Source organism: Mesorhizobium sp. M1E.F.Ca.ET.045.02.1.1 (assembly GCF_003952485.1).
Classification (GTDB): domain Bacteria; phylum Pseudomonadota; class Alphaproteobacteria; order Rhizobiales; family Rhizobiaceae; genus Mesorhizobium.
Genome location: NZ_CP034447.1, coordinates 6,121,037 through 6,137,350, shown reverse-complemented (window position 1 = coordinate 6,137,350; position 16,314 = coordinate 6,121,037). Strand labels below are relative to the sequence as shown.

General features: G+C 63.5%; 16 protein-coding genes. 9 read left to right on the top strand and 7 right to left on the bottom strand.

Annotated elements, in window-relative coordinates; translation table 11 throughout:
* Positions 1-51: 51 nt before the first annotated feature.
* Together EJ070_RS29770 and EJ070_RS29765 are read left to right on the top strand one after the other, a co-directional pair.
* Positions 52-2,298, top strand: a complete 2,247-nt coding sequence (locus EJ070_RS29770) for a tetratricopeptide repeat protein (protein ID WP_126094557.1) — start codon at positions 52-54, stop codon at positions 2,296-2,298.
* 228 nt (positions 2,299-2,526) lie between these two features.
* Positions 2,527-4,551, top strand: a complete 2,025-nt coding sequence (locus EJ070_RS29765) for an amidase (RefSeq protein WP_126094556.1) — start codon at positions 2,527-2,529, stop codon at positions 4,549-4,551.
* 203 nt (positions 4,552-4,754) lie between these two features.
* Here the strand turns inward: EJ070_RS29765 and EJ070_RS29760 are convergent, their stop codons facing one another.
* Positions 4,755-5,996, bottom strand: coding sequence for an MFS transporter (locus EJ070_RS29760; protein WP_126094555.1), 1,242 nt, complete (start codon positions 5,994-5,996; stop codon positions 4,755-4,757).
* Between the two features lie 98 nt (positions 5,997-6,094).
* Here EJ070_RS29760 and EJ070_RS29755 point away from each other — a divergent pair, with 98 nt between their 5' ends.
* The gene (locus EJ070_RS29755; protein WP_126094554.1) at positions 6,095-7,003 is read left to right on the top strand and encodes a LysR family transcriptional regulator; all 909 of its coding nucleotides are present in this window, start codon (positions 6,095-6,097) and stop codon (positions 7,001-7,003) included.
* A 10-nt stretch (positions 7,004-7,013) separates the two neighbouring features.
* On the opposite strand, the gene EJ070_RS29750 is transcribed toward EJ070_RS29755, so the two are convergent.
* Positions 7,014-7,541, bottom strand: a complete 528-nt coding sequence (locus EJ070_RS29750) for a hypothetical protein (protein ID WP_189350126.1) — start codon at positions 7,539-7,541, stop codon at positions 7,014-7,016.
* 154 nt (positions 7,542-7,695) lie between these two features.
* On the opposite strand from EJ070_RS29750, the gene EJ070_RS29745 reads away from it, so the two are divergent.
* Entirely contained in the window at positions 7,696-8,247 is a 552-nt protein-coding gene (locus EJ070_RS29745; RefSeq protein ID WP_126094553.1) for an isochorismatase family protein, read from the top strand.
* Between the two features lie 80 nt (positions 8,248-8,327).
* Here the strand turns inward: EJ070_RS29745 and EJ070_RS29740 are convergent, their stop codons facing one another.
* On the bottom strand, positions 8,328-9,299 hold the full coding sequence (locus EJ070_RS29740) for an IS110 family transposase (protein WP_126094552.1): 972 nt from the start codon (positions 9,297-9,299) through the stop codon (positions 8,328-8,330).
* A gap of 317 nt (positions 9,300-9,616) precedes the next feature.
* Between EJ070_RS29740 and EJ070_RS29735 the strand changes: the two genes are divergently transcribed.
* The 4 genes from EJ070_RS29735 (at position 9,617) to EJ070_RS29720 (ending at position 13,322) form a co-directional block, all read left to right on the top strand.
* Entirely contained in the window at positions 9,617-10,072 is a 456-nt protein-coding gene (locus tag EJ070_RS29735; protein WP_126094551.1) for a GFA family protein, read from the top strand.
* A 349-nt stretch (positions 10,073-10,421) separates the two neighbouring features.
* Positions 10,422-11,639, top strand: coding sequence for an amidohydrolase family protein (locus EJ070_RS29730; protein WP_126094550.1), 1,218 nt, complete (start codon positions 10,422-10,424; stop codon positions 11,637-11,639).
* A 105-nt stretch (positions 11,640-11,744) separates the two neighbouring features.
* Positions 11,745-11,915 (top strand): DUF2934 domain-containing protein, encoded by a 171-nt coding sequence (locus tag EJ070_RS29725; RefSeq protein ID WP_126094549.1) that lies wholly within the window; start codon positions 11,745-11,747, stop codon positions 11,913-11,915.
* A 93-nt stretch (positions 11,916-12,008) separates the two neighbouring features.
* Entirely contained in the window at positions 12,009-13,322 is a 1,314-nt protein-coding gene (locus EJ070_RS29720; RefSeq protein ID WP_126094548.1) for a mechanosensitive ion channel domain-containing protein, read from the top strand.
* Positions 13,323-13,353: 31 nt separating this feature from the next.
* Here the strand turns inward: EJ070_RS29720 and EJ070_RS29715 are convergent, their stop codons facing one another.
* Complete coding sequence (locus EJ070_RS29715; RefSeq protein ID WP_126094547.1) at positions 13,354-13,659, bottom strand: hypothetical protein; 306 nt, start codon at positions 13,657-13,659, stop codon at positions 13,354-13,356.
* Positions 13,660-13,961: 302 nt separating this feature from the next.
* Here EJ070_RS29715 and EJ070_RS29710 point away from each other — a divergent pair, with 302 nt between their 5' ends.
* Positions 13,962-14,117, top strand: a complete 156-nt coding sequence (locus EJ070_RS29710) for a DUF1127 domain-containing protein (RefSeq protein ID WP_126094546.1) — start codon at positions 13,962-13,964, stop codon at positions 14,115-14,117.
* A 170-nt stretch (positions 14,118-14,287) separates the two neighbouring features.
* On the opposite strand, the gene EJ070_RS29705 is transcribed toward EJ070_RS29710, so the two are convergent.
* The 3 genes from EJ070_RS29705 to EJ070_RS29695 form a co-directional block, all read right to left on the bottom strand.
* Complete coding sequence (locus EJ070_RS29705) at positions 14,288-14,584, bottom strand: antibiotic biosynthesis monooxygenase (protein ID WP_126094545.1); 297 nt, start codon at positions 14,582-14,584, stop codon at positions 14,288-14,290.
* 168 nt (positions 14,585-14,752) lie between these two features.
* Positions 14,753-15,067, bottom strand: a complete 315-nt coding sequence (locus EJ070_RS29700) for a GYD domain-containing protein (protein ID WP_126094544.1) — start codon at positions 15,065-15,067, stop codon at positions 14,753-14,755.
* A 251-nt stretch (positions 15,068-15,318) separates the two neighbouring features.
* Positions 15,319-16,059 carry a sulfotransferase family protein gene (locus EJ070_RS29695; RefSeq protein ID WP_126094543.1) on the bottom strand — a complete coding sequence of 247 codons (741 nt, stop codon included), beginning with the start codon at positions 16,057-16,059 and terminating at the stop codon, positions 15,319-15,321.
* Positions 16,060-16,314: the final 255 nt, after the last annotated feature.

The following is a 16,314-nucleotide window of genomic DNA, read 5'->3' as shown; positions in this document are numbered from 1 at the left end:
ACGGCGCGGCTTGCGCTAGTGATTACTTGTGGGTTGCAATGGGTTGGGGCAGTGAGCAATAACGACCGGCCGCTTGAAGCGGATATGACTGTTTTCAGCCCGCCTGCGCGGCGTCGCCGAAGACTCTTTCCAATCATCCTGATATCGCTGACAGCCTTCGTGCTGTTTTGGCCGGCGCGAAACTACTACGTACAATGGTCGGCCATAAGAAAAATGCAAGCTGCCGCCCTAGCCAAGGACTATGACGAAGAGTTCCATCAGTTGTCGTTACTGGCGAACATGGGCAACCGGGATTCGCAGGGCTATCTCGGCACGATGTATTGGCGCGGCCAAGGAACCGCACAGAACGACGAGAGGGCAGTCTTCTGGTGGCGTAAGTCCGCGGACGGTGGAAATGCGGAGGCCGAAGCCGCCCTTAGCCAAGCTTACTCTCTTGGGCGCGGTGTCGCGAGGGAGGACCAGCTCGCCGCCAGCTTGGCGCGAAAGGCGGCGGATAAAGGCAACGCAAATGGTCAGTATCAGCTCGCGGTCCTCTACTCACAGGGCCACGGGCTGAGCAAGAGTGACGAGCAGGCACTCTACTGGTGGCGCAAGGCTGCTGATGCGGGAAGTGTCGAGGCCGCGTACAGTCTTGGCCAAGCTTACTTTTATGGCCTTGGCGTCAAGAAAGACGACAAAATTGGAGCGACATGGAGTCGCAGGGCGGCCGACAACGGGCATGCGGAGGCCGCCTATGTTCTCAGTAAGGCCTACAAGTTCGGCCTCGGTGTCGACAAGAACAGCCAGCTTGCCGCCACCTGGGCGCGCAAGGCTGCGGATCTGGGAAACGCCGACGGCCAGTACATGCTCGGCGTTCTCTACCATCTGGGTGAAGGCCTGACACAGAACGACAGCCTTGCATTTCAATGGTGGATGAAGGCCGCTGCCGATGGTGTCGCGCAGGCGCAATACAATGTCGGCACCGCGTATGCCACTGGAAAGGGCGTCGGCAAGGATGATGCCCAGGCATTCCTTTGGACGAGCAGGGCGGCCAACAAGAGTGACCCCTTAGCACAATCAAGCCTGGGTACGATGTACTGGCTTGGTATGGGCGTGCGGCAGGATGATGTTCAAGCCGTTGCCTGGTGGCGCAAAGCTTCGGAGCAAGGCAACGCCGAAGCACAGTTGTCGCTGGGGAATGCGTACTTGAAGGGCAGGGGCGTTGCCCAGAGCAGCCGGGATGGTGCAGTCTGGTGGCTCAAAGCCGCGGACGCAGGCAACGCGGACGCTCAAGGTCAACTCGGCATTCTGTACCACCAAGGCCTCGGCGTTGCTCGGGACGACCGGTTGGCGGTCAAATGGTGGACGAAGGCCGCGGCCAGCGGCGTTGCGGTGGCACAGTACAGTCTCGCAAACGCGTATCGCACGGGAAATGGCGTTGCCAGGGACGACGCCCAGGCATTCTACTGGATGAACAAGGCAGCGGATCAAGGCACCCCCCGAGCGCAATCCGCGCTCGGCGGGATGTATGCCGTCGGCGCCGGTGTTCCGCAGGACTACGCTCAAGCCGCGATCTGGTGGCGCAAGGGTGCCGAGGCAGGAAATGCCGAAGCCGGCTATAATCTTGGCCGGGCCTATTTGCTCGGCGAAGGAATCGAGCAGGACGACGGGTTGGCCGCCAAATGGACGCAAATGGCCGCCGACGGAGGCAATGCCGACGCCCAGTACCAGCTTGGCATTCTGTACCATGAAGGTCGCGGATTTGCCCTGGATGGCGGATTGGCCTTCCAGTGGTGGATGAAAGCTGCGGTCAACGGGCATGCCGTCGCGCAATACAATATCGGCACGATGTATGGATTGGGACAGGGCGTCAAACAGGACGACGCCCAGGCACTCGCTTGGTTGAGTAAGGCTGCTGAGCAGGGCAACGCGATGGCCGAGGAAGCAGTCGGGAACGCCTATTCCACGGGTACCGGTGTCTCGGAGAGCAAGGCGAATGCAATTGCGTGGTGGCTCAAGGCCGCACGGCAGGGAAATCTAAATTCGAAGCTCAGCCTGGCTTACGCATATGCAAACGGCGTAGGCGTCGCCAGGGACGACAAGGCCGCCGAGACCTGGTGGCTTGAGGCAGCCCAGGCTGGCAATGTCGATGCCGAGTTCAGCCTTGGTACGCTCTACTTTCGGGGGATTGACGGCAAGCCGAACTACCTGGAAGCAACCAAGTGGTTCCTCAAGGCGGCCGAGCACGGCAACGCCCAGGCCAAGACCTATATCGAGCTCATGAAGGAAAACGGTCAGTTCGATAGCAAAACGCTGTGAGCTGAGATGCCTGCAATTGACAACTGGTAAGAGCGGCTGAGCGCGTAATCTCCCTCAAATGGGCCCCGCAACGGGATCATCAGCGTTGGCGGCGCCACCATTCCTGCAACGCCGGCGATTGGCGAAGCCAGCGCGCCAGCCAATCTCCCCCCTTGCGGGGGAGATGCCCGGCAGGGCAGAGGGGGGTGTGACGGAACGCAGCCTCTGCAAAGGAATTCGCCCGCAATCATGCCCACCCTCCACCTCGTCGAAGCCTCGATCGCCGATCTGCGCCGTGCACTGGAGGAAGGCACCGTCACCAGCGTCGAACTGGTCGGCGCGTATCTCAGGCGCATCGCCCATTACGACCGGCACGGCATCGCGCTCAACGCCGTGCCCATCCTCAATCCACAGATGTTCGAGGAGGCGGAGGCTTCCGACCGGCGCTGGCGCCAGGGCAAGACCCTCGGACCGCTCGACGGCATCCCTTACACCGCCAAGGACAGCTACAAGGCGAAGGGCCTGACGGTTGCCGCCGGCTCGCCGGCCTTCGAGCATCTAGTCGCCACCGACGACGCCTTCACCATCGCCAGGCTGCGCGCCGCGGGCTCCGTGCTCGTCGGCCTCACCAACATGCCGCCGATGGCCAATGGCGGCATGCAGCGCGGCGTCTATGGCCGCGCCGAGAGCCCATACAATGCGGACTACCTCACCGCCGCCTTCGCCTCCGGCTCGTCCAACGGCTCGGGCACGGCGACAGCGGCGAGCTTCGCCGCCTTCGGGCTCGGTGAGGAGACCTGGTCGTCCGGCCGCGCGCCGGCCTCCAACAACGCGCTCGTCGCCTACACGCCCTCGCGCGGCGTGATCTCGGTGCGCGGCAACTGGCCCCTGGTGCCGACAATGGACGTAGTGGTGCCGCATACGCGCAGCATGCCCGACATGCTCGAACTGCTCGACGTCATCGTCGCCGACGACGAAGAGACGCGCGGCGACTTCTGGCGGGTACAGCGCTCAGTGCCGATCCCGAAGGCGTCCGAATTCAGGCCGGCAAGCTACAAGCGGCTGGCGTTGCAAGGCGTGCTCAAGGGCAAGCGGCTCGGCGTGCCGAAAATGTATATCGGCAGGGACGAAGGCGCCGACCGGCCGATCGAGACCCGCGCCTCGGTGCTAAAACTCTGGCGACAGGCGGCGCGCGACCTGGAGGCGCTCGGCGCGGAAGTGGTCGAGGTCGATCTTCCCGTCGTCTCGAATTACGAGCGCGACCGGCCGGGCGCGCGCTCCATGGTCGATCGCGGGTTGGTGCCGGCGGCGTTTGCCGAGCGCGAGATCTGGGATCTCTCCATCTGGTCCTGGGACGACTTTTTGCGCGCCAATGCCGATCCGGTCCTTCCCGATCTCGCCGCGGTCGACGGCCCAAAGATCTTCCCGCAGCCGCCGGGCGCGCTGCCCGACCGCTACGGCGACGACGGCTTCGATCTGGCGGAGTATGTCGAGCGCGCCAGGCGAGGTGTGACGCCGCTCGAAAAAATTCCCACCATCGAGGCGGGGCTGAAGGGGCTGGAGGCAACGCGCCGCGTCGATTTCGAGGACTGGCTGGACACAAACGGGCTCGACGCTGTGGTGCTGCCGGCCGCCGCCGATGTTGGGCCCGCCGACGCCGACGTCAACGAGACCTCCGCCGCGCTCGCCTGGCGCAACGGCACCTGGGTCGCCAACGGCAATCTCGTCTGGCGCCATCTCGGCATCCCGACAGTGACGGTGCCGATGGGCACCATGGCCGATATCGGCATGCCGGTCGGGCTGACCTTTGCCGGCAAGGCCTATGACGACGCGGCGCTGCTGCGCTTCGCCGGCGACTACGAGCGCGCCACGAAGCGCCGCACCGTCCCGCCGCGCACGCCGCCGTTGGCGGGCGATGTGTTTGTGGAGGGCCGGGACGCGCCGGGTCCGGCTGGCGATGTGCCGCTTACGATAATGCTGACTGCCGAGACGACCCGCGCCGGCGACACCGACGAGATCGCGATCACGCTGGAGATCGATGCAAGCGAGGCAGGACCGGATGTCGCCGTCGTCAAGGTCCATCTCAACGGCGAGTCGGTCCATATGCAGGCGAGCGGCAACCGCTATACCGGCAGGGTCGTCGTGCCGGCCTCGACGCATCAGGGCTTCCACAGCGTCTGGCGCGGCTCCTACGGCTCGATCGTCACCGCCATCGTGCGCCTGCCGGATGGGCGCGCGGCGGGGGCGTATGTGGTGACGGGCGGGATAGGCTAGCGCCTCACCTTCTCCCCTTGTGGGAGAAGGTGGATCGGCGCGAAGCGCCGAGACGGATGAGGGGTGTTGGACGGAGCGCTGCGCTGAAAGGTAAAGCTCTGAAATCGCTCAATATTTCTGCATCTCATTCCTTCTGGAACCCTCATCCGTCGCCTTCAGCGACACCTGCTCCCACGAGGGGAGAAGGTGAGGGCGGCGCCACCTCATTTCACCCAATCCACCACCAGCGCCACAACCCCAAATACCGCCCCCGCCGCGCAGACCGCATTCCATCCGCCCCATGCCCAGGCGATTCCCGCCAGCAGCGAACCGATGGCCCCTCCGATGAAAAAGATGCCGACGAAGAGCCCGTTGAGTCTTCCGCGCGCCTTGGGCTGCAAAAGGTTGATGGCGCGGCGGCCGAGCGTCTGGTCGCCGGTGACGCCGATGTCGAGCAGCACGGCGCTTGCGCCCATCAAGATGAGTGGCACCCATGTGCCGCCGGCTTCGGCCGCGCCCGCCCACGCCGCAAGGCCGAGCGCCGCGATCAGGCCGAGATGGCAGGCAATCGTCGCCGGTCGCGTGAAGCCGCGGTCACCGGCGCGGCCGAAGAGCGGCGTCACCGCCGCGCCGCCGGCACCGGCCAGCGCGAACAGCGCGATGCCGCGCTGGCCGAGATCGAAGGGCGGTGCTGCAAGGCGTAGCGCCACCGCCGTCCAGAATACACTGAAGGCCGCCATCACAAGGCTCGCCGTCAGCGCACGACGGCGCAGCACCGGCTCCTCGCGCAACAGCTCAAACAGCGATGCGAGCAGCGCCGCGTAGCTCGCATTTGCCAGCGGCCGCCGCCGGGGCAGAGCGAGCCCGAGCAGCATGGCGAGCAGCGCCAGCGCGCCGGCGCTGATGCCATAAAAGGCGCGCCAACCGAAGGCGTCTGCGACAAGGCTGGCGAGCGGACGCGAGAGCAAAATGCCGATCATCAGGCCGCTCATCACATCGCCGATGACGCGCCCGTCCTGTCCGGGCGGCGCCATCGAGGCCGCGACCGGCACCAGCACCTGGATGCAGGAGCAGGCGGCGCCGAGGATGAAGAGCAGGAGGAGCAGCGAAGCGGCAGAGGGCGCGAACGCCGCGACGGCCGCCGCAACTGCGGCGACGCAAAGCATGCGCAGCACCAGCACGCGGTTCTCGACGAGGTCCGACAGCGGCACCAGGAAGAACAGCCCGGCGGCATAGCCGAGCAGGGTGGCCATCGAGACCAGCCCGCTCTCGGACGCAGCGGCCCCCAGCGACGGGCCGATCAGCCCGACCAGCGTCTGCGGCGCGAAGAGGTTGGTGACGATGATGCCGACCGAAGCGGCAAACAGCAGCGTCTGCGATCGGGTGATGGCCCCGGTGCTCTCGCCGGCTCGGGGTCGCTCGGCGAACTCGGCCGCCGCGACTTCGGCATTGTTGGTTCCGTGCATGAAAAATCCTCGTGGCTCGCATATCTGCCGAGGACTTTATTGCGATCGAGCATAATGCTACAATTGAATTAACACGATAATGATTATGCGAGTTACGCATGAACATCCATGACCTCGAAGCCTTCGTCGCCGTCATCGAGACCGGCTCCATCGTCGCCGCCTCGGCCAGGCTCAATCTCACCCAGCCAGGTGTCACGCGCCGCATCCAGAGCCTGGAGGAGCGGCTGGCCACGCCCTTGCTCGACCGCCAGTCGAAGCCGCTGAAGCCGACCGCTTCGGGCCGCGAGGCCTATGAGCATGGCCGCCGTGTGCTGCGCTCGCTGGAGGATTTGAAGGCCAGCGTCTCGCCAGCCGGCGAGGTGAGGGGCGAGTTCCGCCTCGGCATCATGCCCTATCTCTCGACCAGCGCGCTGTCCGAGCCGCTCGACAGCTTGCGCGCCGCCTTCCCGCAACTGACGCTCAAGATCACCTCCAGCCTGTCGCCGCGCCTGGTCGAGCAGGTGCTGCACAGCGAGATCGACGCGGTCGCCGTCTGCCTTGCCGACGGCGTCGCGCCGCCGCCCGAGTTGGTCGGCGACGATCTCGGCGTGCAGTCGGTGCTTTTGGTGGCCTCGCCAAGCCTCGGCGTGCCGAAGCCGGCCGAGCTCACCGATCTTGCGCGCTACCCCTGGGTGCTGAACGAGACCGGCTGCGGTTTTCGCGCCTTCATCCGCCACCGCTTCGAGCTGGCGCGGCTGCCCTTCCATGTCGGCGTCGAGGCGCAGGGGGCCGACTTGCGTATGTCGCTGGTGGCGCGCGGCCACGGCATCGGCGTCGTAACCCCCGGCGCGCTGTCGGGCAGCCCGTGGCGCGACGTGGTCGAGGTGGTCAACTGCCCCGGCTTCCGCCCGCAGGTGCGCTGCTGGCTGCTCCACCGCCCGCCGGCCGGAAGGCTCGCGCGGCCGATCGCAGTGTTCCGCGACGCCTTGGCCGAGGCGCTGAAGGGCCCGATGCCGCTGATGTCGTAGGGTGGCGGTGCTATCTTTCCTTTGGTGGGGGAGATAGCGATTTCAACACTTTAGCGAAGCCAAGTGTTAGTAATCGCCAGAGTGAGGGCGCAGCGCCGACCTTTGTGGTCGTCATCTCTGAGCCTTGCGATCGGGGCAGGGAGGCGAGCCATGTATCCCAAAACTTCTGCTGCATGTGGACGAACACGGGAACCACATCATAGCCCTGGTCAAATATATTGACTAAATTGCTCTTGTTAGGGTGTTCCCCTGTTTTCACCTTGCAGACCACCAATCCACGACTCATCTCGGTCACGGTCCCCTCAGGGAAAACGTTGCAGCTCGCGCCGTAACAAAAGGGCAGTATCCCTTCGACTTCGAGCTGCTTGCGGATTTGGCACAACGCTTCGAAATAGTCGTCTTCTTCCGCCTCGATGACCTTGTTCCGATAGCTACAGGTGAGCCGGCACTTGATTCCCACATCTTGCAGCGTGAACAACGCCTGCTCGTCCTCGCCGGCGTCTGCCCCGATCAGGAATACGCTGCATTGTTGATTCATTGTTATTTCCCCAGACATTCCGCCCAATCACTCGGCTTAAAGTAGTTGTAATGTTATCACTTTTCAACTGGGGATTGTTCGCCTCGACTCGACAATGGTACCTGCGGCGCTGCCCCATCCTTGACCCATCCTCCACCCACGCTATCCTCGCGCCATGCCGAACACCGCTCCCTCCGCCGCCGCTCCGCTCATCGTCATCGACCTTCAGACCGGCATGTTCGACGGCCGCTTCGATCCGCCGATTCACGACGCGGACACGATCGCCGAGCGCGCTCGAAAACTGATCGACTGGGCGCGCCGCTCCGGCCGCAAGGTGGCTTTCGTCCGCCATGACGGGCCGGCGGGCGATCCGCTGGCTCCGGGCGCTTCCGGCTGGCCGGTGTGGCCGCAACTCGGCCAGGCCGCCGACGAGCCGACCTTCGGCAAGACGGTCGGCAATGCTTTCTCCAACGCGGCGCTTGCCGAATGGGTGGCAGGGCAGGGTGCTAAGGACGTCGTGCTCATCGGCGCCCAGACCGATTTCTGCGTCGCTGCCACCGTCAAGGGTGCTTTTGCCGAGGGGCTCGGCGTCACCGTGGTCTCCGACGCGCATTCGACGCTGGATTCGCAAGAGGAGAAAGCGCCCGACATCATCGCGCGGCACAACGACGCCTTTGCCGAGCAGGGCGCGCGGATGACGACGACGGCTGCGTTGGTGGAAAGCTGAGCGCTCTTCTGCTTCTCCCCTTGTGGGAGAAGGTGGATCGGCGCGATAGCGCTGAGACGGATGAGCATCTGTGTTTGTTGTCAAGGAGCGATTGGGCTCCAGGTACGGTCTTGTGTGATGAGCGCATTGGCCATGACGACGAGCTTTCGCATAACGGCGACGAGAACGATCTTTGCGGGCTTGCCTGCGTTGCGCAGCCGGGAGGCGAACACGGCAAGATCGTTGTTGTAACGACTTGCTGACAGAGCAGCCATGTAGAGGGCGTTTCTGACGCCCTTGCGTCCGCCTTTGATTGCGCGGCGTCCCACGTGCGGGCCGCTATCGTGGGCGACTGGAGCGAGCCCCGTCAGCATGGCCGCCTGCTTGGCGTTGAGCGTACCCATCTCGAGGAGGCCGGCAAGGAGGGTGGCGGCGGTGGCCGGCCCGATGCCCGGGACCGACATCAAGATGGTATAGCGTCGGGCAAGTACGGGATCAGCCGAGATCAAGCGTCCAATCTCGGCTTCGAGACGTACGATATGGCTCTGAAGCGCTTTGAGCCTGCGGTTGAGTTCAGCGCGCAGGAAGGGGCTTTTGAACGTCGCCAAGCGGTTGATGAGCGCGGTACGCTCGGCGCTGGCGGCACTGCGTGCGCCAACCATCTCCTGCAGTAACTCTATCGCAAGTGAAGCAGGCGCCGTTTCCGACGGATCGAGTGCAACTCCCATCAAGGCCAGCAGCCGGGCGTCGATCTTGTCGGTCTTGGCAAGCTGGCCGCAGGCTTCTGCGAACAGCCGAGCTCGCAGCGGGTTAACGACGGCCACGTGCAATCCGGCCTCGTGCAGCGAGCGCTGCGCCGCACGATGATATTTGGACGTCGCCTCCATGATCACGCACCTCACCGCAAGACTTTGGAGCTGGCGCTTCAGCCGCCGCAGGCCACAACCATCATTGGTCACGCGAAAACCCTGACCGACCGGATGGACGTACACATCCAGCCACTCTTTACACACGTCGATGCCGGCATAGACTGCCAGCATCGCATTCGGTTCGGACAATACCTTGCCTTGCATGCGGGACTTGCTCCCCATCATCTGTTCAGGACCCGTGCGAGAACGAATGGACCTTGCTCAACCGCGGTTCACGCCAAGGGGTGTACGGTCCCATCCGTCCACTCCCCGGCGGACGGCCATCTGTCGGGGAGTGCAGCTATCTTGCACAAATAGCCGCTGTCCCAACATGCAAGGGGTGTTGGAAGAAACGAGGCGCCTGCTGTTGAGGCGCCAGGATCTCCATCGCCTCACTCCGTCCAGCATCCCTCATCCGTCGCCTTCGGCGACACCTTCTCCCACAAGGGGAGAAGGGGGAAACCAACCCAAGGAGCCCCACCGTGCCAACCCTTTCCCTGCCCGCTGAAGGAGGCTGCCGCTGCGGCCGCGTGCGCCTGAAGATTTCGGCGAAACCTTTGCTCACCATGGCCTGCCACTGCACCGGCTGCCAGCGCATGTCGTCCAGCGCCTATTCGCTGAGCGCCGCCATTCCCGCGCAAGGCTTCGAGATCACCAAGGGCGAGCCGGTGATCGGCGGCCTGCACGGCGCCTCGAAACATTATTTCTGCGGCTACTGCATGAGCTGGATGTTTACCCGGCCGGAAGGGCTCGACTGGTTCGTCAATCTGCGCCCGACCATGCTCGATGACCCTGCCTGGTTCACGCCCTTCATCGAAACCTGGACCAGCGAGAAATTGCCTTGGGCGACGACGCTCGCCGTGCACAGTTATGCGGCCCTGCCGGCCTTCGAGGAATATGAGGAGCTGGTCGCGGAATACGCCAGGACGCAAGCCTGATTGCCCAGAACAAAACGGCGACCCGGGTCAGATCGCCGTTCAGTTCATGGTCGACGCGGCCGTTGGGGGCGACATTGTTGGGGATGTGCTTGGGCGTCCGCGTCGACCACGGCGGCCTCATACCGCAGACTGTACTATGGCACATTTTTTTCGCGCGGAAACTTCCGCGAAAGCGGAATAGGCAGGGAGCACGGACTTCCCCACCGGCATGTGAGATTAAGGTTAACGGCGGCGGTTGCGAAGGCGATCGGGCGCGCAATCTGCCCACAAGCGAGGAATTCGGCGGCTTCGACGAAACACTTTCTATCCCCTTCCGCATTGACCTCCGCTTCCCGAGCGGCGACGAGTGATGCATTCACCTCGAACGGATCGCATCTTGCACCAGTTTCTCAACGCCAGGCTCGCCGACGACTCGCTGGCCGACCTCACCGTCACCGAGGGCCGTTTCCGCGCCATCACCCCCGCCGCCAAAGCGGCAACCCCGCCGCCAGGCGCCATCGACCTTGCCGGAAAACTCGTGCTGCCGGGTTTCGTCGAGGGCCACATCCACCTCGACACGTCCTTCTATGGCGATGCCTGGCGCCCGCATATTCCCTGCACCACCGGCTTCGACGTGCGCGAGCGCGTCGCCTTCCAGATGCAAAACCTCGCCCAGGCCGCGCCGATGGAAGAGCGCGCGAAAAACCAGCTCGAGCTTTGCATCGGCCATGGCAGCCTTGCGATGCGCAGTCACGTGATGGTCGACGGCGTGGTCGGGCTGAAACATGTCGAGACGATTCTCGCCGTGCGCGAACACTATCGCGAGCTGATCGGCATCCAGCTCGTCGCCTTTCCGCAGAGCGGCATCCTGTCCTCGCCCGGCACGGCCGAGCTACTGGACGAGGCGCTGAAACTCGGCTGCGATCTCGTCGGCGGGCTCGACCCGGCGAGCTTCGACCGTGACGTGAAGGGCCATCTCGACGTGGTCTTCGGCCTTGCCGAAAAGCGCGGCGTCGGCGTCGATATCCATCTGCATGACGCAGGCACGCTCGGCCTGTTCGAGATCGAGGAGATCGCCGCGCGGACCACCGCGCTGGGCATGCAGGGAAAAGTCGGCGTCAGCCACGCCTACGCGCTGGGCGACATTTCCGCCGACACCTTGGCCAGGGCCGGCGAGATGCTCGCCGCCTCAGGCGTCGCCATCATGAGCAACGCTCCCGGCAACCATGCTTTCCCGCCGGTGGCGGCATTGCGCAAGGCGGGCGTCACGGTCTTTGCCGGTTCCGACAACATCCGCGATTCCTGGTGGCCCTATGGCGATGGCGACATGCTCAACCGCGCCAACATGATCGGCTACCGCTCCGGCTTCTACGAGGACCGCGAACTGGAGGCGGCTTGGGATGTGGCGAGCCATGCCGGCGCGAAAGCGCTGGGGCTGGAGGGCTACGGCATCGCGGTCGGCGCCAAGGCCGATTTCGTCGCGCTGAAGGCCGAGCATGTGCCGGAGGCGGTGGTCGCTGTGCCGAGAGAACGCACGGTCTATCGTGGGGGCAGGGCGATTGCCAGGGATGGCGCGATGATCGGGTGAGGGGCGGACGCTGCGCCGAGAAAATTGGCCACTGCAGAGCCTTCGCATGGATCGTTTCGCTGGCGCCGACGTTCCTTCTGGTGAAACAGAGATCGGGAGGAATCCATGGCTGAACAGACCAGGGAAGAACGCATCCGCCAGCGCGCCTATGAGCTTTGGGAAAAAGAAGGAAAGCCCGAGGGCGCCGACTTGCGCTTTTGGGAACAGGCGATGAGCGAGATTGACGACGAGGATCAACGCAAGGGTTCGCCGGACAAACGGCGACGTGCCAGCTAGGCCGGCGCATAGCTGCCGGCCGCGGTCCTGAAACGGGCCTTGGGACGAAGGCGGACTCTGGGTTGTTAGCCCGTGCATGATGGGCGTGTGGCAATGGATGTTCGCGACGCCATCACTCGAGCGCTGGCCTGGTCCAGCGGATGGTTCGACTATGCCGCCACGCCGTGGCTCCTCTATCAGCTCGCTATTATCCTGGCCCTGTTTCTCGCGGCCAGGCTCGCCGGGCGACGCGTCGAGCCGTTCGTTGAGGACCGGGCACGCCAGATCAAGGGTCACCCCGGACTGCTGAGGGTCGTGATCGCCCTGTTGCGGCGCACCGACTGGATTCTTTTCGCGCTCTTCCTGGTCGCCGCGCTCAACTTCATGCGCCCTTTCGTGTGGCCAAGCCACACCTACCTCGTCCATGTCGCGCTTTCGCTGTCGCTTGCGTGGCTTGTCGCGTCGGTGCTGTCGCGCGTCGTCCACAACCGCCTCGTCGCCCGCCTGCTCGGCTGGCTGATCTGGATCTATGCGGCGCTTGTCATCCTGGGCGTCAGTGACGAGACCGCGGCGGTGCTGGACAGCCTCGCCATCCCCATGGGCGCCATCCGCCTTTCGGTCCTCGTGCTGCTCAAGGCGGCGCTGCTGCTGGTCGCCACGGTCTGGCTTGCGGTGGTCATCGGCAACTATGTCGATGAGCGTGTCCGCATCTCCGAGGAACTGACACCCTCAATCCGCGTCCTTGTCGGAAAGGTGGCGAAGATCGGCCTGGTGCTGGTTGCCGGCGCTGTCGCCCTTTCCGCCGTCGGCGTCGACCTGACGGCGCTGACGGTTTTCTCCGGCGCGATCGGCGTCGGTCTCGCCTTCGGGCTGCAGAAGGTCGTTTCGAACTTCGTCTCCGGCATCATCATCCTGCTCGACAAGTCGATCAAGCCGGGCGACACCATTTCGCTTGAAGGCACATTCGGCTGGATACGTGAATTGCGGGCGCGCTTCGTCTCGGTGGTCACGCGCGACGGCCGCGAATATCTCATCCCGAACGAAGACTTCATCACTCGAAGGGTCATCAACTGGTCGTTCAGCGACAATCTCGTGCGGCTCGACGTGGACTTTGGCGTCTCCTACGACGCCGACCCGCATAAGGTCAGCGAACTGGCGATAGCGGCCGCGATCAGCGTCGGCCGGGTCGAAGCCGACCGGCGGCCGGTCTGCTGGCTGACGGGGTTCGGCGATTCCTCGCTCAACTTCGTCCTGCGCTTCTGGATCCGCGATCCGCAGCAGGGGCTGACCAATGTGCGCGGCAAGGTGCTGCTGGCGCTGTGGGATACGTTCAAGGAGAACGGCATAGGCATCCCCTATCCGCACCGCGAGGTCATCGTCAGGGAGGCCGGGCCGACCGGGCTGAAAGGCAATTGGGCGGCGCGTTGAGCGGCGGCGAGGTGTCGGGGCGGCGAATGGATCAGTCTGAATCTTCCCCAAGCTTTCCCAAGAACCACTTGGCTGCGATCACTGTCCCGAACCCCAATGCAGCTATGACGGCAGTGATTGGCGTCAAGCCAATCGTCAGGTAGGCGAATGTTCCAATCGCAAGGCCAACGGAATTAACCCAACTGGGCGCTGATTGGTCTAAGTGATTTTCGAGGATGATTTCACCGGCGAATAAAACGCCGGATTGAAAGATGAGCAGCCAAAATAGAACCGCAAAGAGCCCAAATCTTCTCGCGAAGAATAGGCGCTCAGCAGCATACGGGGCGGCGACTGCCACAAAGTATAAGCTCAGAAGAAACATCTGACTGAATTAGCATGGCGCGATAAAATATCCTATCACGGGCGTGAGCTTACGCATCAGCCGATGAAGCATCCGATATCGGGGGTGACGCAGCCCGGGGTGGGCATGGCGCTCGTACCTCTGCGATCCCCCAATTAGTTCGCATGCATATGTTTCAGGCCGCTTGGGCTTCGTGAAGCATTTCACCGTTCGTGCGCAATCGACTGGTTACAGACGCACCTCAAAAGCGGCGCTCGGTGAACGGCCGATCTTTCTGCCGCTGCCTTGTGGAGGTCCCGATGTTTAAGAGCTTTAGCCGCATCCGCGCCGCCTTTGCGCAGGCGAGCGAGCGCCGCAGGACGACGCGCGAACTGAACGGCCTGCCGCCGGAAATCCGCAAGGACATCGGCTGGCCTGATTCCGTTCAGGACAACGAGATCCGGCTGCCGTTCTGAGAGCAATTCCAGGAAAAGTGTGCAACGGTCGGGCTCGGCGACTTCGCCGTAGCCGTCCGTCCGGAATTGCGTAAAAACAAATGGTTAGAGCGGCTCGGCGATTCTGCCCCGAACCGCTCTGAGGAGCCGGGCGCGCCTCGCGGCCCGGTCATCGCCAATTGGCGGCTTCGTCAGCCTATTTCCGCAACGACCGTCCCGGACACCGGGTCCGTCACGCCGAGATCGCCGCCGAGATCCTCAAGCATATCGCGGAACGTGTCGAGAATGCCGATCATCATCGGGCGCGCCGCGGCGAGGCTGTCCATGTCGCTCCATTCGCCGACAAAGCAGAATGTGCGTTCGCCGGTCTTGATCAGGGCGCCCTTGCGAAAGCCGTTGGCGTCCAGCGAGATCTTCTGATGCGCGTCGACGAAGGCCTTTTCCTGGCCTGGCTTGGTGCGAAAGCGGACTACATTGTAGGCGGTCATGGCTTCCTCCGATCGGTTTGAGCAGCAATCCTGTTCTAGCCAAGGAGCGCTGCATGTTTCCTGGGCGGCATCCACCGTGCGGGCGCATCCTCGGTTGCCGGATGCTGTCATGTGCGAACCGGCAGCACGGGTACGTTCGATCCGCCCCATGCTGCCTCGTCAGACGGGTCAGCCGGCGGGCTTGTAGACGCCGGCAGCCTTGTTGGCGGCCGCGATCACCGCCTTCATGTCGAGCTCCTCGAGGACGACGAGGTCTCGCACCGAACCGCTTGCCCGCACCGCAAGCGTCATGCCCATCCCCGCAACCTGATCCGGCACCTCGCCATTGACGACGACGTCATAGAGGCCGCGTGTAAACACTAGACTGTTCATCTTGCCGCCGACGCTTTCGAAAAGCGCCTGGACCGCAGCTTCCCGGTTCGATCCCTGCATCAGCCCTTTGGCGGCATTGGGTTCGTAGTTCGCCAATATGGTAACCTTCATGGGAATCTCCTCCAAATATCACTGTCTCGGGCTGCCCGATCACCTGGGCGGCCCGGACTTGCCTTCTTTTTCCTGACATTTGACCTGGTCTTTGGACCGCCCGGGCAATCACAGCCAACGGGCGGTTCAACCGGAGCATGGCTTCGGCTTACGATAATATGCGCCTATTCTAATATAACGACAATCCCGCTGTTGGCACTGGACGCTGAGAGGCACCCTGCTGCGCCCACCGCCGATCCGGCGTTCTCCGCTTACCCCAGCCACCACCAGAGCCCGCCGACCGCCAGCGCGATCAGCGCCGCGACGCCGGCCAGCATCACATAGGAACCTATGATCATGTCGCGGATGATCTTCTTTACGCTGGCGCGGTCGTTGAAGTTGGGGAAGGGCTCGTTCGGAAGCGGGACGCCGAGGAAATCGCAGAGCGGGCCCCAGCCGTCGGTGACCTTGAAGACCAGGAGCCTTTCCGGCGACACCGCCGCCTTCACCTCGTCGATATAGGCGTTGTAGCGCGCCACCGCCTTGTCGCGGTCGTTCATCACGCCTTTCAAAGCGCGGCCCCAGACCAGCTTCCGCGACATGTCGCCGAACTTGCGGCCGAACGGCGTCAGCCATTCCAGCACCCTGACCTGCCAGACATTCTCGGTGAAGTAGATCGTGTCGATGGTGCTTTCGTACCAGGCTTCGGCGCCGCGCGGATGCAGCGTCAAAAGCACCTTGGCGCGAGGGTAGGCGGCCATCAATTCCTTCCATACGCAGCAGCCCGGATTGTCGACGGTCGCCCGGTAATTGGCGAAGACGCGGTTCCAATCGTGCTGGCTTCCGGGCGGGCTGTTAACCACCTTGCGCCAGAAGTCGAGATGGCCCTTGTTGGCCTTGTTTATGATGACTTCCTGCATGTGGTAGCTCGGAAAGCCAAGCCTGTTCAGCGCGGCGAAAGTGGACCACGTGCCGGTGCGGCCGAATCCGGCCCCGATAATCTCGAGCGTCATGCGTACCCCCCAATCGGCCGGATTGATTTTCTCTCAGGCTGCCGGCTTCTGGGTTTCATGCTGCGCCGAGTTCGCTTAGCCCGCAACATTTTTCCATTAGCGTTGACGAAAATATGCAGGCCCAGCGCATGTCGCCCAAAGTGTCCCGGCGGTTTTGGGAAGACGACATGCGTGACAACAATGTCGCCTGGACGATGCGTCGTGGCCGTTTTGGCTATTCACGCCGAAAGCAAAGGCTGATAATAGGTCAGCTTG